The 21,732-nt window shown below is 51.3% G+C and carries 21 protein-coding genes; 7 read left to right on the top strand and 14 right to left on the bottom strand.

The genetic code is table 11. The annotated features are described in order from the left end of the window. Position 1 precedes the first annotated feature (1 nt). Positions 2–787: a crotonase/enoyl-CoA hydratase family protein gene (locus tag GN278_13960; GenBank protein XAT61761.1), complete on the top strand. Its 786-nt coding sequence runs from the start codon at positions 2–4 to the stop codon at positions 785–787. A 1-nt stretch (position 788) separates the two neighbouring features. Here the strand turns inward: GN278_13960 and GN278_13955 are convergent, their stop codons facing one another. After that, positions 789–2,066, bottom strand: a complete 1,278-nt coding sequence (locus tag GN278_13955) for a methylamine utilization protein MauG (GenBank protein XAT61760.1) — start codon at positions 2,064–2,066, stop codon at positions 789–791. A gap of 36 nt (positions 2,067–2,102) precedes the next feature. Between GN278_13955 and GN278_13950 the strand changes: the two genes are divergently transcribed. Continuing rightward, entirely contained in the window at positions 2,103–2,582 is a 480-nt protein-coding gene (locus tag GN278_13950) for a sel1 repeat family protein (GenBank protein XAT61759.1), read from the top strand. Between the two features lie 145 nt (positions 2,583–2,727). Here GN278_13950 and GN278_13945 read toward each other — a convergent pair whose 3' ends face one another. Continuing rightward, positions 2,728–3,183 carry a flavin reductase gene (locus tag GN278_13945; GenBank protein XAT62682.1) on the bottom strand — a complete coding sequence of 152 codons (456 nt, stop codon included), beginning with the start codon at positions 3,181–3,183 and terminating at the stop codon, positions 2,728–2,730. A gap of 50 nt (positions 3,184–3,233) precedes the next feature. Continuing rightward, the gene (locus GN278_13940; protein ID XAT61758.1) at positions 3,234–4,124 is read right to left on the bottom strand and encodes an oxidoreductase; all 891 of its coding nucleotides are present in this window, start codon (positions 4,122–4,124) and stop codon (positions 3,234–3,236) included. Between the two features lie 515 nt (positions 4,125–4,639). Here GN278_13940 and GN278_13935 point away from each other — a divergent pair. The 4 genes from GN278_13935 (at position 4,640) to GN278_13920 (ending at position 11,186) form a co-directional block, all read left to right on the top strand. Continuing rightward, positions 4,640–6,397 (top strand): hypothetical protein, encoded by a 1,758-nt coding sequence (locus GN278_13935; protein XAT61757.1) that lies wholly within the window; start codon positions 4,640–4,642, stop codon positions 6,395–6,397. 63 nt (positions 6,398–6,460) lie between these two features. Next, entirely contained in the window at positions 6,461–7,774 is a 1,314-nt protein-coding gene (locus GN278_13930; protein XAT61756.1) for a TolC family protein, read from the top strand. Positions 7,775–7,863: 89 nt separating this feature from the next. Beyond that, positions 7,864–9,996, top strand: a complete 2,133-nt coding sequence (locus GN278_13925) for an ATP-binding cassette domain-containing protein (protein XAT62681.1) — start codon at positions 7,864–7,866, stop codon at positions 9,994–9,996. Further along, a complete protein-coding gene (locus tag GN278_13920) occupies positions 9,993–11,186 on the top strand; it encodes an HlyD family efflux transporter periplasmic adaptor subunit (protein ID XAT61755.1) in 1,194 nt (397 codons plus the stop codon). Before GN278_13925 ends, GN278_13920 begins: the two co-directional genes overlap by 4 nt. Positions 11,187–11,201: 15 nt before the next feature. Here the strand turns inward: GN278_13920 and GN278_13915 are convergent, their stop codons facing one another. Beyond that, positions 11,202–11,642, bottom strand: coding sequence for an acyl-CoA thioesterase (locus tag GN278_13915; protein ID XAT61754.1), 441 nt, complete (start codon positions 11,640–11,642; stop codon positions 11,202–11,204). Between the two features lie 144 nt (positions 11,643–11,786). On the opposite strand from GN278_13915, the gene GN278_13910 reads away from it, so the two are divergent. Continuing rightward, a complete protein-coding gene (locus GN278_13910; protein XAT61753.1) occupies positions 11,787–12,554 on the top strand; it encodes an SDR family NAD(P)-dependent oxidoreductase in 768 nt (255 codons plus the stop codon). 7 nt (positions 12,555–12,561) lie between these two features. On the opposite strand, the gene GN278_13905 is transcribed toward GN278_13910, so the two are convergent. The 10 genes from GN278_13905 to GN278_13860 all read right to left on the bottom strand — a co-directional run bounded on the left by GN278_13905 (position 12,562) and on the right by GN278_13860 (position 21,720). Then, entirely contained in the window at positions 12,562–13,323 is a 762-nt protein-coding gene (locus tag GN278_13905; protein XAT61752.1) for a hypothetical protein, read from the bottom strand. After that, entirely contained in the window at positions 13,323–14,243 is a 921-nt protein-coding gene (locus GN278_13900) for a TSUP family transporter (protein XAT61751.1), read from the bottom strand. The genes GN278_13905 and GN278_13900 overlap by 1 nt, the downstream gene beginning before the upstream one ends. A gap of 115 nt (positions 14,244–14,358) precedes the next feature. Next, a complete protein-coding gene (locus tag GN278_13895) occupies positions 14,359–15,630 on the bottom strand; it encodes an ABC transporter permease (GenBank protein XAT61750.1) in 1,272 nt (423 codons plus the stop codon). Next, a complete protein-coding gene (locus tag GN278_13890) occupies positions 15,617–16,771 on the bottom strand; it encodes an ABC transporter permease (protein ID XAT61749.1) in 1,155 nt (384 codons plus the stop codon). Before GN278_13890 ends, GN278_13895 begins: the two co-directional genes overlap by 14 nt. Continuing rightward, positions 16,768–18,291 carry an ATP-binding cassette domain-containing protein gene (locus GN278_13885; GenBank protein XAT61748.1) on the bottom strand — a complete coding sequence of 508 codons (1,524 nt, stop codon included), beginning with the start codon at positions 18,289–18,291 and terminating at the stop codon, positions 16,768–16,770. The genes GN278_13890 and GN278_13885 overlap by 4 nt, the downstream gene beginning before the upstream one ends. Positions 18,292–18,376: 85 nt before the next feature. Continuing rightward, positions 18,377–19,405 (bottom strand): BMP family ABC transporter substrate-binding protein, encoded by a 1,029-nt coding sequence (locus tag GN278_13880; GenBank protein XAT61747.1) that lies wholly within the window; start codon positions 19,403–19,405, stop codon positions 18,377–18,379. Between the two features lie 273 nt (positions 19,406–19,678). Further along, positions 19,679–20,092 carry a ribosomal protein S18-alanine N-acetyltransferase gene (gene rimI / locus GN278_13875; GenBank protein ID XAT61746.1) on the bottom strand — a complete coding sequence of 138 codons (414 nt, stop codon included), beginning with the start codon at positions 20,090–20,092 and terminating at the stop codon, positions 19,679–19,681. Further along, the gene (tsaB, locus tag GN278_13870) at positions 20,089–20,688 is read right to left on the bottom strand and encodes a tRNA (adenosine(37)-N6)-threonylcarbamoyltransferase complex dimerization subunit type 1 TsaB (GenBank protein XAT61745.1); all 600 of its coding nucleotides are present in this window, start codon (positions 20,686–20,688) and stop codon (positions 20,089–20,091) included. The genes rimI and tsaB overlap by 4 nt, the downstream gene beginning before the upstream one ends. Next, positions 20,678–21,238 carry a NifU family protein gene (locus GN278_13865; GenBank protein XAT61744.1) on the bottom strand — a complete coding sequence of 187 codons (561 nt, stop codon included), beginning with the start codon at positions 21,236–21,238 and terminating at the stop codon, positions 20,678–20,680. Before GN278_13865 ends, tsaB begins: the two co-directional genes overlap by 11 nt. 80 nt (positions 21,239–21,318) lie before the next feature. Beyond that, positions 21,319–21,720, bottom strand: coding sequence for a VOC family protein (locus GN278_13860; GenBank protein XAT61743.1), 402 nt, complete (start codon positions 21,718–21,720; stop codon positions 21,319–21,321). Between the last annotated feature and the right edge of the window lie 12 nt (positions 21,721–21,732).

Here is a 21,732-nt window from a genome sequence, read left to right as displayed (position 1 = left end):
AATGAATAAATTTACCGCTATTACAACGGAAATTGACGCCCGCGGGGTGGTGCACCTAACCCTCAATCGGCCAGATAAGAAAAATGCGCTATCGGCGCAGATGATTACTGAACTGACCGAATTTGCGGGCAGCATTGCAAAAGAGCCTGCTGCGCGGGTGGTTGTGCTTCGCGGGGCCGGAGATGTTTTTTGTGCTGGCGGCGATCTGGACTGGATGAAGGTTCAAATTAACTCAGATCGCGCTGGGCGCATGGCCGAGGCGCGAAAACTGGCGCAGATGCTTCAGAGCTTGAATGAACTGCTATTACCCTTAATCGGTGTGGTGCATGGTGGTGCGTTTGGTGGTGGCGTTGGAATGGCGTGTGTGTGCGATGTGGTGATTGCTGAAACCGATACAAAATTCGGGTTGACCGAAACCCGGCTTGGACTCATCCCTGCAACCATTAGCCCCTATGTCATCGCCCGTATGGGCGAAGGAAAAGCAAGGCGGGTGTTTATGTCAGCGCGAATATTTGCAGCGCCAGAAGCCCGAGAGCTTGATCTGATTGCAGATTGCGTGCCTGCCAAGCAACTTGACGCCCGCGTTGAGGCCGAGGTTACACCTTATCTAAAGGTTGCCCCGGGGGCGGTCACTGCCTCAAAAGCGCTGGCGCGCGCGCTTGGGCCGAAAATAAATGACGCGGTGATCGAAGACACGATAAAGCGGCTTGCGGATACCTGGGAAGGTATTGAGGCCAAGGCCGGCATTGAGGCTTTCTTGAATAAAACTAAACCGCCTTGGGCTTAATTTAGCGGTCGACTGCAAGGCCGCTCGGGACTGTTTTGGGCACACCTGAAGGACGGCTCAATGCGGTTTTTCCAGTCAGCGCGTGCATAAAGGCCACCAGATCGCTGACGTCTTTATCCGAAAGCCCAACCGGTTTGATGTCTATCTTTTCCGCCTGCCGTGCCATTTCCAGTGTGTCGTTTTGGATCACAAAGTCGATCTCTTGCAGCCATGGGACCGATGGCAAACTGGCTATATCTCGGGTCCATTCTGCACGTGCTTTTGCGGGGTTCAAGTGGTGCCGAATGATACCTTCTAAAGTCGGGTAGGCGCCGTTATGGCCATAGGGTGCAGTAAGCGCGATATTGCGCAGCCTTGGCGTTTTAAACCGGTAGGCATCCTCAAGCGCATCGCTTTCTCCCATTCGCCCCACATCGCGCGGCATTGGATCAAAGCGCCGTGTGCGCCCGGGACCAAAGGCTGGCAAGCCAAGCGCGTGGAACTTTTGATCGCTAAGCAAAGGGCCACTGTGGCACGAACTACAATTGGCCTCACCAAAAAACAATTGCCGGCCGCGCTCTGCGGCTGGTGCAAGCGGCAGGCCATCTGAAATCAATGCATCATACGGGCTATCGAAATTCTGCCATTCGTTATTAATGAACTGACCCAGCGCCTCGGCGACCTCAACAATCGAAACCTGCTCGGGTTTTTTGATATTGTCGAAGGCAGCAACGAACATTTCGCCGTATTCGGGAATAATCCGCACCCGTTTGGCCAAGATCGGCCATGAGGCATCAATGCGGTCATGCACCGCGCCTGCGATTTCGTTCTCTTTGGGGTTTCCAGCCATTTCAAACTGCGCCACCATGGGAAAAACTGCCTGTGCGGCGATCACCGTATCAAGACCTGATGGCAACCATTCCTCGGCTGGCGAATTGAATCCGTTGCCATAGAGATCGCTAATTTCCAACCGTCCGTCGACAAAAACCACAGTAATGGATTTATGCCCAAGGTTCCAAAGTGATGTGGCATTGCGCGGGATACGTTTGCGAATGCGGTCGTCACCGACACCAGCCGTCCGTTCCGTGCTTAGACCACTGCCGCCTTCGCCGATACCAAGGCTGAGCCCGTCGCTGCCGCCGTGATCATGATGATGGCAGGTCCCGCAACTTATATTGCGGTTGCCAGACAAGATTTTGTCGTAAAACAGCAGCTGCCCAATTTTGACTTTATCCGGCTCTGTCGGTTGAAATTGCTCTTTTGACAACGCCGGTGTCTGGCTATATCCAACGGAAGCCATTAAAATTGCGAGTAAAAAGAGACCAAGGAAAAACATATGCGGTATTGCATCACTATTGCGTCGGCATTCGCCCTCTGGGTTGGTGCGGCTTTGGCCGAAATTGAAGAGGCGCGTGATTTGATGGAGGAGGGGCGGTTTGTCGAGGCGCGCGAGCTTTTGTGGCCTGCGGCCCGTTCTGGCAATGCCGACGCCGAAGAACTGATCGGTGTCATGTACGCCATGGGTTTGGGGGTTGAGCAGGACTATCAGCGGGCGTTCGACTGGTATCTGCGCAGCTCGATGAAGGGCCATCCCGGCGCGCAATCTGGTGTGGGCTGGTATTACGAGGTTGGCCTTGGAATGCCGACGCCGGACTTGATGCGGGCCTATATGTGGTATGTTCTTTCCGCGATCGGCGGCGACCCTGATGCGGCGATCAGTCAAGAAGAAGTTGTCAAGAAAATGACCCAAGAACAGATTGAAAAAGCGCATGAGCTGATCGACGATTACCGTGTTTGGCTGTACCCATTCAGATAGTACCGATCACGCGGGTCAATGCAACAGTGCACGTGGAAAAAACAGAACTTTTTTCGCGTAACCTGTTTTGGTAAAATGGTTTTTTCGAAAATACATAGGATGCTAGGGGTGCTCGTGACTCGCCATCCCATACGAAAAATTTTGCTCAAGATGGAACTGAAGCATAGCTGCCTTGGCTAAAGATCAACGGCTGGCCCTTTGAAATTTCGAAAAGATCTACATGGCCAAGGATAATCGTGTGGTCGCCACCATCGTATTGCGCGTGTAAATGGCAGTCAAACCGTGCCAGTGAGCGTTTCAATATCGGCACTTGGCGGTCATCATAATCCCACTCCAACCCATCAAAGCCGCTGCCATTTCTGGCAAAAGCTTGGCTGACTGAAAGTTGTGTTTGATCTAACACATGGATGGAAAATGACTTGGCTTGTACAAAGAATGCATAGCGGCGGGTGGCTTTTGCCGGCAGCCAAAGAACAAGCGGCGGGTCAAGCGAGACACTGGCAAAGCTGTTGGCAGTGATGCCTATTGGCCCCGATGCCCCTTGGCAGGTGACCAAAGTCACACCTGTTGCAAAGCGGCCCAGTGCTGTGCGCAGTGGCATATGGTTTGGTTCGGCAGTAGTTGCTGTGTTCAGCGGGGATGGACCAGTCATTAAGCTACCTCATGGCCAAGCGCAGCGGTATAGATTTCATACCAAGTTTGCCGGTCTATTGAAACCGTCAGCGCATCGGAAAGCCGCTCTATCCGCGCGATCGAATTGGTACCCATCACGGGGATGATGCGTGCAGGGTGCGCTAAAAGCCATGCCACCGCGACGGCGGCTGCATCAGCGCCTTGCTGCGAACCGATACGTGACAAAAGATCGAGAAGGGTTTGGTTCCGAGCTGCAAATAAATCCCCCCCTGCCAGCGGCGACCATGCCATGATCGGGGTGGCATTCATTTGATGAAAAGCAACATCGCCATTGGTGAGCGGTTCATGCGCCAATACGCTCAACTCGATCTGGTTGGTGACAAGCGGAGTTTTCATTGCCGATTGTAGTAGTTGCCAATCATACGGGTGAAAATTTGACGTACCAACCGCGCGAACCTTGCCGCTGACAACCAATTCATCCAAAGCCCCACCGGTTTCGAAATGGTTCATTAACGGATCGGGCCGGTGCAAGAGCAAAAGATCAATATGTTCAATAGCCATCAGTTGCAAAGACTGGTCGACCGACGCCAGTATGTGCGCCCGAGTGGTATCATAATATTTAACACGTGCCTTTCGGTGGCGTCCAACCGGGGCGATGATGTCGCATTTGGTGATAATTTCGATTTGATTGCGAAGCGCCGTGCCGCGCAGTGCGTTTCCCAATATTTCTTCGGATTGATAACCGCCATAGATATCAGCCTGATCAATCGTGGTTATTCCCTGGTCGAGGCAGGCTGCAAGTTTGTTGCGAATATGTTCGACGCTCATGTCTGGGTCATCCGTGAGGCGCCATTTTCCATAGGCGAGCTGCGATACTTCAATCTGCGGGGAAAGCTTAACGCGTTGCATGATTTTTTACTCCTGCCTCAATCAGACGTTTTGATATTTTTTGCAGCACCATGGTCCACATCGTTAACTAGTGGGTATATTCTAAAGAACAAAGTTGCACCTAAAAAATTACACTATTTAAGGCGAAAACATTGCCCCAAGAGTTCAATTGAAGCGTTCCGGTGGCTGTGCAAGATATGGACTTAAGATAGTAAAAGAGACTTTGATTGTGGCTAAATAGACGCGGTTTTTAGGGCAAGCTGTATTTTTCTTGAACTTTCTGCCTATTTTTCTGTCAAGGTGCTGTGGGACTTGACGTTTAAAATAAAGTGTTTTTATTGAGATGTTTAATGCCGGTAGAGGGAAAAAAAACCTGCAGTTTAAAGAGCAATCAAGGACTGACTTTATTGGTAAAAACATCCTAAAGTATCAAAAAAAGCAAAAAAGGGTGGAAAAACAAAAATAAACTTTGTATTCTCCTCGGTATAAAAAAATGCAGCCCATAGATGGTTGTTTGAGGTAGAGTGGATAAAATTATGCAGGCGATTAAGTTCGTTGTCCGCCGGAGTGCGGGTGACTTCGAGCGTGGTCTCGTCTTGAATCAAGTCGACACCGGGCAAATTTCATTGAATTTGGCGGGGACAGCGGGCAGCGTTGTACCGCAAGATATTTCCCTACATTTGGCACGCCATCAGATAACGAACTATGGTCGGGATGGCAGCTCGTTATGGATCACTCTGGCAGATGGTCGTTCTCTTGAAATCGAGAACTTTTTTTCTGCTCAGGGAACGGCTCATAGCCGATTGTTTGTCAGCTCAGACGGACAGATTTCAGAAGTTGTTTTTGATAACGGCGCCGGTAAAGAATTGCTCGCGCAATATCAAGGCCAAGAGGCCTGGGGCAAATGGAATCCGTCGGATAGTTTGTTGTTTTATGATGAGCCCGAGCCAATGGGACTGGCCAATGCGCCGGGGGGCTATGAAGACGAAACTGTTTCCATGCTGGGCACAGGTTTGGCATTGGGACCAGCGATGCTGACTGGTGCTGCTGCGCCTGCTGCGCTGGTTGCGGGAGGCGCATCGGTTTTAAGTGCCTTGACTTCAGGTGGAGGTACTTCCCCGGGGGCCGCCAATGTGAGCGTATCAATTGCGACTGGTATTGTGGAAACCAATGGTATTATCAGCGGTGGTGAGTTGGCAGATGGCAGTTTTACGGTCACAGGGCAAACTGATCCAGGGGCTTCTGTTTTAGTAACAATTGGGGACACAAGCCTGCCGGCTGAGGTTGACGGTAACGGAGCTTGGAGCGTTGTGTTCCCAAGCAGCGCTGCGCCTGCGGGAGAATATAATCTTAACGTCACGGCGCAGGCCACTGATGCCCAAGGTAACACTGCGGATGCCAATGGCACAATTGCGGTTGATACGGTGGTCAATCATCTGACAGTGACAGAAAATGTCACCGGGGGTGATAATGTGGCTAATTCTGCTGAGTTGCAGTCTGGTTTACCGTTGTCAGGTCAGGTTGAACCAGGCTCACAGGTGTCGGTTGTGTTTAACGGCAAAACCTATAACGCTTCAGTAACAGCGGATGGAGCTTGGTCAATGACCATTCCACAGCAGGATTTGCCAGATGGCGCATATACAGCGCATTTTAACGTTCTGGCAACTGATGCTGCCGGCAATACGGCGACATTAACAGACAGCATTGAAATTGATCAATCGAGTCCAGATGCGCCCCAAATTGAAACTCATGAATACGGGTTTAGTGATAAAACTACGAAAAAGGTCAGTTTTAGCCAAACTTCTGATAATTTATCTGTTGATCAGGTCAGTAGCGACGGAAGCGCGCAATCCCTGCATATCACGAGCTCGAATGATACAGCCAACAGCAGGACTTATATAGACTTTCAAACACCGGTTCCAGACGGTTCAACTTTGGTGGTGACTGCACAAGATGACGCAGGCAATAGCAACGGCACATTGATGATTTTAGATGTTGGTATTGGATCAAGCCATGATCTAAGTGGGTTTGATTTGGATGCGTATGAAATCACGGTAATCGACTTGCAATCGGCAGAGGCCACCGAAGTGACCTTAACCGAAGAGCAGGTGCTGGGGCTGTCTTCGCTGAGCGATACGGTCAAGGTCTATGGTCATGATAATGATAGTTTGGTGCTAACAGGCGCGGTTAAGGGCGAGGAAGTGATCGATGGTAACGGTGACAAGTTCGTCCTTTATACGATGGGGGATGAGGCTCGAATTTTAGCTGACGAGGATTTAGCAGTTTCAATCTAAGCATACCCCAAAGGCTAGTCCTAAAAAAGAACCGCCAAAAGCGGTCAAAAAGAGCAGGAAAAGATGCGGTTTACTCGGCTCAGAGAAGTGACTTTAATTTGCACCCTGCCCTTGGTTTCAGGGTGCATAATGCCTGAGGGCAGCCTTGGGTCAGCAGCTGGCCGGCTTGGATTGCCATACGGCCAGACAAATCAGGACGGCGCTGGAAAATCGAATTCAAGCCAATCACAGATCATTGATCAGCTTCAAAGCCGGTGGTCGATTTTACCACCCGACAGTAGTTATGCCCAAGTGGCAGAGGCGGTGCTTGCGTCAGATGCGCAGGTGGCTGCGGCTGAATTAAGTGCCGCAAAACTGAGATCAAAAGCCGCCTCTAAAAACTGGCTTCCAAGTCTGGGGTCGGTGGTTAGCCTTACATCGCTTGGTGATATGGTGGCCAATTTAGTTCTGGACCAAGTCTTGTTCGACAATGGACGCGCCAAAGCACAGCGCGCTTTTGCGGCCGCAGATGTTGAAATGGCTGCCGTGACGCTTTCGCTTGATACCAATGGGCGGGTTTATCAGGCGCTTGATCTCTACCTGCAGGCCCAGAAGGGCGATGAGGTGGCGCATCAATCGGATGTCGTTTTGGCAGAGATGAAAAAATTCCAATGGATTATGAACGAAAGGGTCAAGGGCGGCGTTTCAGATATGTCTGATTTAAACATTCTCAATCAAAAGCTTGCAGAGATAAAAGCCGAACGCAGTCGGGGGGGGCAAAATAGACGAAGTGCTTTGGCCGAACTCGAAGCAATTGCGGCACGCCCTCTGGACGCTATTGAGGGGGAAACAGAGATAGAGATTTCTGGCTCTGAAGTCACCCCTTTGAGTGTGCTTGAGGCACAGGCATCACAGCGCCGTGATATTGCCTCTGCAAAGATCGACCGATCAAGTGAATTACCCAGTTTGGTTGCCAGTGCATCAGGTGGCACCAGCGATCCCGCGCTTGAGATTGGGGTGAAATCTGATCGGTTTTTTGACTTCGGCACCTCAGCACGTTTGCGCGCGGGCAAAGCAGCGCAAACCGTTGCAAATCGTCAAGTTGAACAAGCAAAAGAAACGGCAAATCGCCGGATGCAAGGCTATCTACAAGATTTAACTTCCGCCAAGCGCCAATTGTCCGAAGCGCGGGCCTTGCGCAAACAGGCGTGGAATAATTTCACCTTGTTTCGCCGCCAGTATGAAGCAGGTCAACGTCAGGTCATGGATGTTGTTGGAGTTTATGAAAGCTACGCGCGCCAACAACGGCGGCTGCTTGAGATTAAATATCAAATTGCACAACTAAAATTGCAAATAGCACGTGATTTGGGTCTGCTGGCAGATGGAGCGAAAATTTGAATATTGATCCTCGTTTGAACATCAATGACCAAAAGGATCGGCCCGTGCCAAAAGCCCCTGTTGTTCAACCAGAAAATTTTGGCGCTGATATGACCACCAAAATGCTGCAGTCACGGGCAAAACTTATCGTGGTTTTGGCTGGTTTGATGGGGCAGCGCGCAGTATTAAATGATATATCAGTTGCGCTGCGCACAGACCTTTCAGGTTCTGCACGAATTTCCATCAAGACATTGGCCATCGGATTGAAGGCCTCTGGTCTCACACCGGATATATGCGAAACGAATACGCTTGGCCCTCAGCATTGGCCAGCGATTACACAAATGACCAGTGGACAGCACATCTTGGTCATCGGTCAAGAAAATAACGATTTTATAATTTATGATGAAACCTGCGAAGACCGGCGTGCTATTGTGCCAGCGCAGGAGTTTGAGCCATTCTTCACGGGCATTTTGTTGCGTGCAGCCGTGTCCGAGCCGGAATTGGCACAAAAGCATGGTTCCAAAAAAGGATCAGAGGATTGGTTTTGGTCCGCCTTTCGCCCATACTATAAACAGTTTGGCGAGGTCGCTCTTGGGTCCCTTGTGGGTAATATACTGGCCGTAGCCGTGGCGCTTTTTTCGCTTCAGGTTTATGATCGGGTCATTCCACATCAATCCCAAGCAACGCTTTGGGTGCTTGCAGTTGGGGCGCTTATGGCCATTGGCTTCGAGGCGCTTCTCAAGTTGGCGCGCTCTCGGCTTGTCGATGGTGCGGGACGCCAGATCGAAGTTGCGGTACAAAAGCTTCTTATGGACCGGCTTTTGGGAATGCGGTCGGATGCGCCCCAGCGCGCACCCAATCAGCTTTTTTCTGCAATGCGCGAATTTAGCTCTGTGCGTGAGTTCTTTACTGCCACTTCTCTGGGCAATCTGGCGGATATCCCGTTTGTTTTTGTGTTTCTTTTACTGGTGTATTCGATTGCCGGAAATTTGGTTTTCGTGCTGGTGTTGGGTGCAGTCATCATGGTGCTTCCCGGGTTATTCTTGCAGCGGCACATGGTTCGAATTACGCGAGAAATGCAAGGCGCTTCTGCCCATACCAACCGTTTGCTGCATGAAACCATTGCTGAGCTTGATACGGTAAAAACCCAAAGGGCAGAAGCTCGGTTTCAACGGATATGGAGCGAACTTATCTCTTTGTCGGCGCTCAAATCTTCAGACCAACGTAAGTTGGCCTCTGCGCTGACATTTTGGAGCCAGGCTGTGCAGCAGGCCACTTATATAACGGCAGTGATCTGTTGTACTTATATGGTCTTTGCCGGCGAGTTTAGCGTTGGCTCAATTATCGCTGTTGGAATATTAACCAGCCGGACCTTGGCACCGTTGACCCAGCTTGCTTCAACATTGGCCCGCTGGAGCAACGTTAAAACTGCGCTGGAAGGCCTAAGCCAGATTGCCGAGGCACCGCAAGATACTGAGCCCCAGCGTAGCTATTTACGACGCGAAAAAACCGCTGGTGGTTTTGAGTTGCGCGAGCTGCAATTTTGCTATCCGGGAAATGAAAGCCGAGTTCTGGATGTTCCAGCCTTGCGGATTTTACCGGGTCAGACATCTGCCATCCTCGGCAGTAATGGCGCTGGCAAATCTACCTTTCTTAAGGTGCTAAGCGGTCTTTATGCACCCACACAGGGGTCGGTTCTTTTAGATGGGACGGATATGGCACAGCTTGCCGCGGCAGACTTGCGCCGCTTTGTTGGGTATTTAGGCCCAGAGGTCAAATTGTTTAGTGGCAGCCTGCGTGACAACCTCAATTTAAATCAATTGGAAAATAACGATGACAGATTGCAAAAGGCGCTTGATTTTGCAGGTCTTGGACCTTTTATAAATAGTCATTCGAAGGGCTTGGACTTACCGATAACTGACGGTGGGCAAGGCTTGTCAAGTGGGCAACGGCAATCCATCGGTTGGGCGCGTTTATGGCTTCAAGATCCCAAGGTTTGTTTGCTGGATGAACCCACTGCGGCGCTTGATCAAACGCTGGAAACGACGCTGATCAGTCGCCTAAAGAGCTGGCTTGGCGGGCGCACTGCGATTATTGCCACCCATCGGGTTGGGATATTATCACTAACGGAACGAACGATGATTTTCCACAACGGCCGCTTAGCTGCAGATGGTCCGCGCGATGCGGTTTTAGAACATCTAAAAGTCAGTACCGCGCAGAAAAATGCAAGCGGTGTGGTATGACGGATTGGTCATTATCGCATGTCGCAATGGGCCGGTTAAGCGCTGGGCTGCGCGGATCAAGCATCACGATTTGGCTATGTGCGGTGGTGGTTGGGGTCTTTCTAATCTGGTCCTCATTGGCGTGGGTGGATGAAATTGTCCGCTCTGAGGGTGAGGTAATTTCCTCTTCTCGGCCGCAAATCATTCAAAACCTGGAAGGTGGAATACTGGCAGAGCTGTATGTCGCCGAAGGCGATGTGGTTGAGCAAGGTGATACATTGGCACGCCTGCAGGGCACACGGTTTCAAAGCACTGTCGATGAATTGGAAAGTCAGATTAATGCGTTAGAAATCCGCCAAATACGGCTTGAGGCGGAAATGGCAGGCAAGTTCAAGATGGATCTTTTGCCAAAACATATTGCCAGCAACCCCAATATCGCTGCTTCAGAGCAGGCCCTGTTGCGCGCCCGGCAAATGGATTTTGTCAGCCGCAGCCAAGGCGCTCAGAAGGTACTGGATCAAGCCAAGCAGGAAACCAAACTTTTAGAGCAAATGTTGGAAAAGAAAGTCGTAGCGTTAATTGAGGTCACGCGATCGCGAAAAATTCTGGCGGATGCGCGTATCAAGCTTGATGAAATTGTCACTGGAACAGAGTTGGAACGCGCCAATGCTCTGTCTGATGTTCTGAAGGAACTGGCCACTTTAAAGCAGACGCTAAAATCGGCCCAAGACCAGCTTAACCGAACCGTTTTAATCAGTCCGATGCGCGGCGTGGTTAATGCACTGGCGGTCACAACCATCGGTGGGGTTGTGCGACCGGGCGAAGAAATACTTCAAATTATACCTTTGGATGAGGCGCTTTTTATCGAAGCTCGGGTAAAACCCGAAGATATTGCCAACATCCGTCCCGGTCAGGCGGTCACAATTAAACTCAGCGCTTATGATTATACAATCTATGGCACGCTAAAGGGCGAGGTTGTGGTAATCTCAGCGGATACGTTTAAAACCCGACAGATCAGCGGCTCCGAAGCAAAGCCGCATTATCGGGTGCGCATCACCCTAAACCAAGATGATCTCTCTCAGACCCAAAGCCAAATTAGTATTCGGCCCGGCATGCAGGTTCAGGCCGAATTACACACAGGTAGCAAAACCATTCTAAGCTATCTGCTCAAACCGCTTTATAAATCCCGCGAAGCCCTGCGAGAGCGATAGGGTCAAACCTGCACTTTAAAGCGGCTGGATCAATTGGCTAAGCTGGTCACGGTATGCTGCGGACAGAGGTTTGGGTTTTCCGGTTTGCGCATCGACCTGTACTTGGCTGAAAAAACCCTCGGCAAAGGCGCGCGTCTCATCATTTCGAAAAAGCCCAACCTCATAACGCCAGGATGAAGTGCCGATATGCCCAACCCGGACGCCCGCATGAACAAGATCTGGATATCCGGCTTCGGCATGATAAACACAGCCGCTTTCGACCACCAAAAAGCGAATATCATCACCGCTCCGGTCAAAAACTTTGTGCTGCAACTGCCAATTGGTCACGGCCGTATCAATCAGCGAATAATGGATCATATTATTCATATGGCCATATTGGTCATTGTCCATCCAGCGGGTTTGCAGCACGCTAAAATCAAAATAGGCTTGGCGCAATGCGGGCGGGGTACGGGGCATGGTGTGATCCTTTTACTTTCTGCCAAGCTGTTCACAACGCAAAGTTAAAATCAAGCCTATGATCCGGAACGCAGGGTTATTCCGGTCTGGCAATTGACCTGAGCAATAATTTTCCCAACATAGAGCCATCAGGGGAGAACCGGTATGAAGATTGATGAAACAACGATTGCGGCGGTCACAGGCGGGGCTTCGGGGCTTGGGGCTGCAACGGCTACGGCACTGGCTGCACGCGGTGCAAAGGTTGCCATTCTTGATATGAACAAAGATCTTGGCACAGCCTTGGCCGCCGATCTCGGCGGGCATTTTAACGCTGTGGATGTTACCGATCCGGCACAGGTGGGCACGGCCCTTAAAAACATACGCGACCGCCACGGCGCACTGCATGTTTTGGTCAATTGCGCCGGTATCGGCACACCGGCCAAAACAGTATCCAAGGGTGTGCCCCATGATCCGGCGCTTTTTGCCAAAGTTATTGGCGTGAATTTACTTGGATCTTTCAATTGCGCTTCACAAGCTGCGGCGTTGATGGTTTCAGCCGATCCGCTAAATGAAGACGGCGAGCGGGGCGTGATTATCAACACGGCCTCGGTGGCGGCATACGAAGGTCAGGTCGGGCAGGTGGCCTATGCGGCCTCAAAAGGCGGTATTGTTGGAATGACGCTTCCGATGGCGCGTGATCTTGCGCCAAACGGCGTGCGGGTTTGCAGCATTGCGCCTGGCCTGTTTCTAACCCCGATGCTGCAAGGGCTTCCTGAAGATGTGCAGACCTCTCTTGGACAGCAAGTGCCGTTCCCAGCACGGCTTGGCGCGCCTGATGAATATGCAAAACTGGTCTGCCAAATTGTTGAAAACACCATGCTCAACGGTGAAGTCATCCGGCTTGACGGGGCCATTCGCATGGCGCCGCGATAAGCATGTACTAGCGTGACCGGATAAACTGGAAAACTGCCGAGGCTGACCAACCAGCAAAGATCGCGATTGCCAGTGACATCAACCCGTAGATCAGTGGATTTTCCCGCGATAGAGCGAATAAAAACCGCTCTAGTCCAACTTTACGTACGTCAATATCGGTTTCAAAATCATTTACCACTTGACCGTTTCGGGTAAGGAAAATGCGGGTCTTATAATTTCCCTCGGTTACGTTTGCCGGCATTTCAATCGAGGTGCGAAACAGCGTCTGCTGATCTACCGCGACGGTATTTTCGCGCAGTTGATAAAGACCACTTTTTCGGCGGATGCGAATAACGGCATCACTGAAACTTTGGGCATTTTCGATATGCATGGGTGCGCCAACGGAACGGATAGCGCGGTTGATCGAAATTTTATGCCGCAAATCTTCTGTATCAGTGACCACTTGGTCCCATGGGGCGCTGGTTGCGATGGCATAAAAGCTGGGGGCTAGGTCTACCTCAACCGTGTCAGTGTTTACCCAAATGCCAAATTTTCGCTCTTTACGCCGCACCAAAAGCGGCTCGGACGGACCGGAAACCGCAACGATCACCTGCAAGGGAACTGGCGAAATTTTGGTTTCCCGTTTGATTGCTCCAAATACAAGAATTTCCGAGCCGTCGAATGTGGCAGTGATTGCCACTTCATCATGGCTCATGCCTAAGACAACCTCTTCAGCTGTAACCGGCGCTGTGTTGACCAGCATCAAAAGGGCAATGATAAAGGCGCGCATCAATGGCCCCCTACTGCGCCAATGGTGTAAAGCTCAGTGGGCTGTACCAGCAAATCAAACGCCAATTTACCGCAAACAGCCAAAACCATCAGCGCAAGCAAAATTCTAAGTTGCTCAGCGCGCATGCGGGTGCCGATCTGGGTACCGATCTGAGCGCCGATCACACCGCCTACCAACAGTAAAACAGCCAAGGCGATATCGACGGAATAGTTGGTCGTCGCATGCGATAAAGTGGTAAAGGCGGTGACGAAAATGATTTGAAAAAGTGATGTGCCAACCACGACTTTGGTGGGCATGCCTAGGATGTAAATCATAGCTGGAACCATGATAAACCCGCCGCCAACACCCATAATTGCTGACAGAATACCAACAAATAAACCAATCAAAACTGGAGGAATAGCCGAAATATAGAGCCCCGAGGTACGAAACCTCATCTTAAAAGGTAGGCTGTGTACCCAGCCCCGTTGGCGGCGTTTATACTTGGGCGCATTTCCCGAACGTGCCCGGCGCAAAGCACGCAGGCTTTCCACAAACATCAGGCTGCCGATAATACCCAAAAACACAACGTAGCAAAGTTTGACCAACAGATCGACCTGTCCCATGCTTTTCAGGTAGTTAAATACAACCACACCCAAAGCGGCCCCAGCAAGCCCTCCGATCAACAGCACTCCGCCCATTTTTAGATCGACGGTTTTTCGTCTAAAATGGGCCAGAGCACCCGAAAATGACGAAGCAACAATCTGATTGGCTTCGGTGGCCACAGCCACCGCCGGTGGGATGCCGATGAAAAACAGCAGCGGGGTCATTAAAAAACCGCCACCAACCCCAAACATGCCGGAAAGAATGCCCACAAGCCCGCCAAGGCCGAGCAACAAAAAAGCGTTGACAGAAACTTCTGCGATAGGAAGGTAGATTTGCATATCACCCTCTAAACTACACCATGCTGCAAATGCAAGGCATCTGCGTGCATTGCTGCACGCAGGTCTTATATAATTATTCAACTGGACTTATTGTATCCAGTCCATGCCTACCGATTTATTCGCTGGTATAGGCTTTGCCAATCGCAGCGGGCGGGCGAGCCCGGCCAACAAGTCCTGCAACCACGATAATTGTGACCAAATAGGGTGCCATTGCCAAGAACTCAGAAGGGATAGGGGTATTCAGAATAGATAGTTTTTGCTGCAACGAGTCTGCGAACCCAAATACAAGCGCTGCTGCTAAGGCCCCCGCTGGATGCCAGCGGCCAAAAATCATCGCGGCCAAGCCGATAAAGCCGCGCCCATTGGTCATATTTTCGTCAAACTGGCCCACCGTGCCAAGGGTAAACCATGCGCCGCCAAAGCCGGCAATCATTCCGGCAACAATGACATGCGAATAGCGGGTCTTGATGACACCAATACCCAGTGTGTCAGCCGCTCTTGGATGCTCACCCACAGCGCGCGCCCGCAATCCATGGCGGGTGGAAAACAGATAATAGGTTGAGATCGCCACCAGTATAAAAGCGCCATACACAAAAATGGTCTGATTAAACAAAAGCGGTCCAAGCACTGGAATATCGCCTAGAACTGGTATCTTAATCGCCCGAAACGGGGTGGTGTTGTTTAGCCAGCGGTATTCGGTAAAGACTTGGCTCGATACATATGAGGTCAGCCCAAGGATGAAAAGATTGATCACCACGCCGGCGATAATCTGATCTACCCGATAGGTGATGACCAGTGCTGCTAAAACAAACCCCAAGACCCCGCCGGTTAAAATAGCACCGGCAATGCCAACCCAGCCGCCCAGAAGTGAGCCGAAAAGCGCACCGGAAAACGCACCAGCAAGCAGCATGCCTTCAATGCCGATATTGATCACGGCAACCCGCTCACAGAATATCCCTGCCAGCGCGGCGAGGGCTATTGGAGTGGCCCGCACCACAGTGGCCTGCAGCATACCGGTTAAGGAAATGGATTTATCAGCGGTTGCCCAGACCAGAAAGGCAATCACAAATAGCGTCAGACCCGCCGCCAAAGACAGGGTGCGCCATTTTGCGCCGCCTTTTGTAAATTGCCGAAATCCCAAAAACGCAAGAACCGCAGTGATCGCAAGATTGACCCAATAGCTTGGCACCACAAGATTGCTGATGGCCCAAACATCGCGCGGTCGGGACAGCTTGAAGGTGGATTGGCTATCAACGCCGGTATCAAGCCAAAACAAAACCACAAGCGACAGCGCGACCAATGCCCCGCCGGTGATTACAGAGCGCATGTCAAGCGATCGCGCGGATGCTGTAAGGCTTTGAGCCGCGGGTTGGTTAAGATTGGTCATCACTTGCACTCTTTTTGCTCACCGCGCTGAAACCGAATGGCAGTATTTGCTTCACAAGAAGCGGTGCGGCCACGAAAACAATAATCAGAGCCTGCACAATACCGATTAAATCAATTGACACACCCGCATCCACCTGCATTTGCCGCCCGCCAGCTTCAAGGGCCCCAAACAACAGCCCGGCAAGCAAAATGCCCACCGGATGGGACCGCCCAAGCAGCGCTACGGCAATAGCATCAAAGCCGATGCCTGCAGAAAATCCGGGTGAGGCCCGCCCTAAAACTCCGGTGACCTGAGTAGCGCCTGCCAGCCCGGCCAGTCCGCCGGCAAGGGCCATGGCTAGCACAATAGTCAAACCGGCGCGGATGCCGGCATATTTGGCCGCATCAGGGTTTTCACCTGATACCCTAAATGCAAAGCCCAGTTTTGAGCGAAACAGCAGCCAATAGATCAGCGCTACGCTGATAAGCATAATCACAAGGCCTGCATGAACCCTGAGATTGGGATCAATAAACGTCAGTAGACGCGGCAACTCCGCTGTTTCTAAAACCGCTTTAGAAATTGGATCAGAGCGGCCTTCCTTTTGAATAAACGGTTGGCGCAAAACATAATCGAGCATCCGAAATGCGATCAGGTTGAGCATGATCGTGGAAATTACTTCATGCGCTCCAGTGGCGGCACGCAAAAACCCTGCAAGGCCAGCATAGAGCGCGCCGGCCAGCATACCGATCGTCAGCACCAGCGGCATATGCACATAAAACGGCAGCCCAGTGATGGCAAAGCTGGCAATAACGGCTGCGAGGCCGCCAATGACGATTTGACCCTCGGCGCCGATATTGAATAGCCCTGCGCGAAACGCGAGCCCGATCCCAAGTCCAGACAGTACCAGCGGGATGGTTGAGGTCAGGGTTTCGGATATTGCTGCCAATGAACCCACGGATCCATAGGCCAGTGCCACAAAGCTTTTGGCGATATTTGCTGGCGCAACTGAGGTCGCCAGCATGATCAAAGCGCTCAGCAGCAACGCCAGAATTACCGCAACAATCGGAATGAAAAAAAGCTCTCCAAGCGTGGCTTGCGAGCCAGTAACCGGGCGCAGCAAATCAATTGTAGAGCGGCTTGATTTAGATGTATCTGATGTCATGCTGCCACGTCTTTTCCGGCCCCAGCCATGGCAAGCCCGATTAATTGCCGGTCTGCTTGGCCAGTGCGGTTGTCAAATTCACCGGAAATACGTCCATCAAACATGACATAAATTCGGTCTGATAGGTTGATTATTTCGTCAAGCTCTGAGGAAATCACCACCACGCCGTTGCCTGCATCCCGGCAGGCAATCAGCTGTTTGTGGATATATTCAATCGAGCCGACATCGACGCCCCGGGTGGGCTGGGCGGCCACCACCAGCTTAATCGCCCGCTCCAATTCGCGGGCCACCACCATTTTTTGTTGGTTCCCGCCCGACAGGCTGCCTGCGGGAAGGAAAACGCTGGGCGTGCGCACATCATATTTTACGCAGGATGCGGCCGACTTTTCATTGGCTTTTTGCCAGTCAATTTCAAAGCCACTGGCATAGTCACTTTCATAATAAGCATTCAAAACCATGTTTTCAGCCACCGAAAACGCTCCGATCATTCCCGACTTTTGCCGGTCCTCGGGGATATGCGCAATGCCCAGTTGGTGGCGCTGGCGCACCGAAAGAGAAGTGATATCCTGCTCTTCAAAGGTAAGCATACCTGATTGGATCGGGGCCAGACCGCAAATCGCTTCGATCAATTCGGTTTGGCCATTGCCCTGCACGCCGGCAATGCCGACAACCTCGCCAGCGGCGACCTGCAGATTGATTTTGTCGAGGCAAATGTTATTGGTGTCTGTATGCATGGTCACGTCTTGGGCGCGCAGTAGCGGATGTCCGGTTTTGGCCGGCGTACGCGCGACATTGAAACTTACCGGCCGGCCGACCATCAGTTCGGCCAAATCCGCTTCGGAAAAATCAGCCGGGTTGCCGCCGCCCACAACCTCGCCCTGACGCAGCACGTTTACATGATCTGCAATTTCAAGGATTTCATGCAGTTTATGGGTGATAAACACTATGGCTTTTCCGGCGTCGCGCAATGCCCGCACAATGCCAAAGAAGGCCTCTACTTCTTGTGGGGTTAAGACCGCTGTCGGCTCGTCCAAAATTAATACATTCGCAGAGCGAAACAGCACTTTAAGGATTTCGACCCGCTGTTGAAGGCCCACAGGCAAATCTTCGATCAGAACGTCTGCTGGCACGTGCAAACCATAGGTTTCGCTTATCTCTTTGACCCGCCGGCGGGCTTCGTTCAGATTGAGGTAATCGCCAAAGCCAACGGTTTCATTCCCCAAAATAACATTCTCGGCGACACTGAAGACCGGCACCAACATAAAATGCTGATGCACCATGCCAATGCCCTGTGCAATGCTTTCGCCTGGGCCGTTGAATTTTACTTCGGCCCCATCGACGATAATTTGCCCGCTATCCGGCGCATAAAGGCCGGATAAAACATTCATTAAGGTGGATTTTCCAGCGCCATTTTCGCCAAGCAAACCAAGCACTTGGCCCGGTTTAATATTCAAATTGATATTATGATTGGCTCGGACCGAACCAAAATGTTTGCTGATGCCGCGCAGTTCTATTTCCATCGGCGATACCAAAAACCGTAAGTTGAGAAAATTTCTTCTGAGTGTCTTCCGGGGCCAAAATCAGGCCCCGGAAGGAGAGAGGTAATTAACCGCCGACGTTTACGCTACCGTCGATAATACCGGCTCTTATGGCGTCAACTTCAGCTTTGAGGTCGGCTGGAATTGCGCTGTCAAAGCTGTGGTAGGGTGCAAGTGCCACACCACCATTGGCAACGTTGCCAAGCATGATACCACCGGCAAATTCACCATCCATGGCCTGTTTGATCACTGCCTTCACAGTGTTGTCCATGCGTTTGACCACAGACGTAAGATAGACGTGCGCCCGCTCAGGATCGGTTGCTGTCATATCCGCGTCAACACCGATAATTTTTAGCGCGTCAGGGCCCAATTCATTGGCCAAAGCAGAAGAGCCAAATCCAACGGGTCCGGCCACTGGCATCACAATGTCTGCGCCTTCGTCATACAGGTTCTGCGCAAAGGCACGGCCGTCATCAAGGCTGTCAAAGTTGCCGGTAAAGAGGCCTTCTTTGCTGTCTGGATTCCAGCCCAATACTTGTATGTTTGCGCCCTTGGCTGCGTTGTAATGCGCAACCCCATGTGCAAAACCATCCATGAATGCGGTCACTGGCGGAATATTCATGCCGCCAAAGGTTCCAACGATGCCTGTGCTCGACATGCCAGCGGCCAAATAGCCTGCCATAAAGCCACCTTCGTTCGTCGCGTAAACCTGACCGACAACATTTGGGAGTGTTGGGTTATAGGCAAAATCCAAGATTGAATATTTTTGATCCGGGTTGGCCTGCGCAGCAGCTTGCGTGGCATCGCCCATCAAAAATCCGACAGCGAAAATAACATCGCAGTTGTTGTCTCTCATAGAGTTCAGGTTTGGCTCATAGTCCGAGCCAGATTGTGATTCAACATAACGGCCATCAATGCCGAATTCGCTCATCGCGTCTTGGACACCTTTCCAGGCGGTCTCGTTGAAGCTACCATCATCAATTCCACCTACATCGGTGACCTGACAGGCGCTAAAGGCCAGTGCGCCGCTTACGGATGCGACGGTAAACGCTGTTGCCAACGCAGCTTTCAGCGAAAGCTTTTTAAATGTTTGCATTTTACTCTCCCTCTTGAGAACAGCGTGTCATAGATCACGCCCTGATTAACTTTTGAAAATATGTCAAAATGACATTCAACAGACCATCATACTGAGCACTGCCTTTCGTCTTGTCCAGTATAATCTTGCCCTGTTGCCTACAACTTTACGAAGTAATCATGCTCTAGCATTGGAATCGGGCATTTGGTCAGATTAATGCAGAAATACACTGCCTTAAGATGGTAGGGTTTTGAAGCCCGATTTGGTTTTTTATCTGTTTAATCTAGCTATTGATTAGGCAATCACTTTTTGCAGAACCAAGGCATCTTCTGGCTGGGCCTCCGGCGCTTTATAGTAATTTTTGCGGGTACCTACGCGTTGATATCCTGCGCGTTTATAAAGAGCCTGAGCCGGCTGATTCGATGCTGCCACCTCTAGGAAAACGCGGGTTGCACCGGCAGAGTGCGCTTTGGTTTCAAATCGGGAAAGATAAACCAGTCCTAAGCCGCGTCGCTGATGGGTGGGATCCACTATGATCATGAATATCTCAGCCTCAGATGCGCTCAATTGTCCTAGCACAAACCCATGATTACCACAGATCAAAAGTCCATTTTCTGCGGTGCTGAGCTGCGCATATTCTGCAGCGCTCCAATGGCGTGATGCGGCATCGGCTCGCCGGTGAAGCGCCGCCATCGTCTCTGGTATCATGACAAAAGAACAGGCGCGGTATGGCGCGCCGGAGCAGCATCAGGCGGTTTGATATAAAGCGGTGCAGGCGGCGTATTATTTTGCGCTTCTGCCGTGCTGGCAATCCTGGCGATATGGCTGACAAGGGCCGTTGGATCAACGCGCTCGATGATTGGCGCGCCTGGGCGCTCCAGCGTTGATTTTTCTACCAACGTGGGCAAATCGCCATTGGCTGGATATTCTTTGAGGTAAACTTTGTCCTGTGGGCCGGGCACGATCACCCGGGCGGCGCCTGAAAGGCCAAAATAACTGGCCGCAAAACTGTCAACGCCAAGGGCAGGGCGATCAAGCGACAAGCTTAAGCTGCGCGCAAAGCTAACGGAGATGCGGATGCCTGTAAAATTTCCCGGCCCGATGCCAACCCCGATTAAATCTATATCCGCCAAAGTTTTTCCAGCCTGCGCGACAACGTCTTGGATCAACGGCACCAGATGCTCGGCTTGTCCCTTTTTCATTTCTACGGCTTTGACCGCTCTTAAGCGGTCACCAAAAAGCAAAGCGGCCGCACAATGCGCGGCCGATGTATCAAACGCCAGTATGCAGCGATCAGACCGCAACAGGGCGTACTTCGGTGACCTCGGGAATATAGTGACGCAGCAGGTTTTCGATGCCCATTTTTAGGGTCATGGTCGAGGATGGGCAGCCGGCACAGGCGCCCTGCATTTGCAGATAAACAATCCCACGCTCAAACCCGTAAAAGGTAATATCACCGCCATCCTGCGCCACTGCGGGGCGCACGCGGCTGTCCAATAGCTCTTTGATTTGATCGACAATTTCGCCATCTTCTCCGGTATGCTCTGCATGGGCAGAGACCTCGGATGTCTCGCGCATCACAGGCTGACCAGACTGAAAATGCTCCATGATGACGCCCAACAGAGCTGGTTTTATGTGATCCCATTCAGAGCTTTCATCTTTTGTTATGGTGATGAAATCGCGTCCGAAAAACACCCCCGATACGCCGTTTACTGCGAACAAACGCTCTGCAAGCGGTGACTTTGAGGCGGTGTCAGCAGAAGGAAAATCCGCTGTACCATCTGGGATAACAGCCTGCCCGGGCAGGAATTTCAGTGTCGCGGGATTTGGCGTGGATTCGGTTTGAATAAACATATGTAAGGCCTCCGATTCGCCTCTCTATATGGCGCTGGTTTGATACGCTGTCAATATCTTAGAATGATTCTAATTTAGAATTAATTTTTAGCTCGTTGCAGTAAATCCCAAGTATTGCCAAAGAGATCGTGGAATTTTGCTACGATCCCATAGGGTTCGTAACGCGGCTTTTCGCAAAACTTTATACCATTATTACTCAGTCTTGCATGATCGGCTGCGAAATCATCGGTGTTAAGAAAAAATGCCACCCTGCCACCGGTCTGTTGGCCGATCGCGGCGCTCTGCTCTGGGTTGGCTGCTTTTGCCAGCAACAGTCCACAGCCTTCCATGCTGGACCCCGGCCGCACAACAACCCAGCGTTTGCTGTCAGACACGACCTTATCAGATACCAGAACAAACCCAAGCTTGGTCGTGAAATAGGCGATTGCTAGATCATAGTCGGGCACAACCAATGTCACCAAAGAGATTGTTCTTTGTCCCAAGTGGCAGTCCCC

This window comes from Rhodobacteraceae bacterium Araon29 (assembly GCA_039640505.1).
GTDB lineage: Bacteria > Pseudomonadota > Alphaproteobacteria > Rhodobacterales > Rhodobacteraceae > CABZJG01.
Note: the sequence above shows the minus strand (reverse complement) of the source record. Positions and strands in the feature narration are given on the sequence as shown.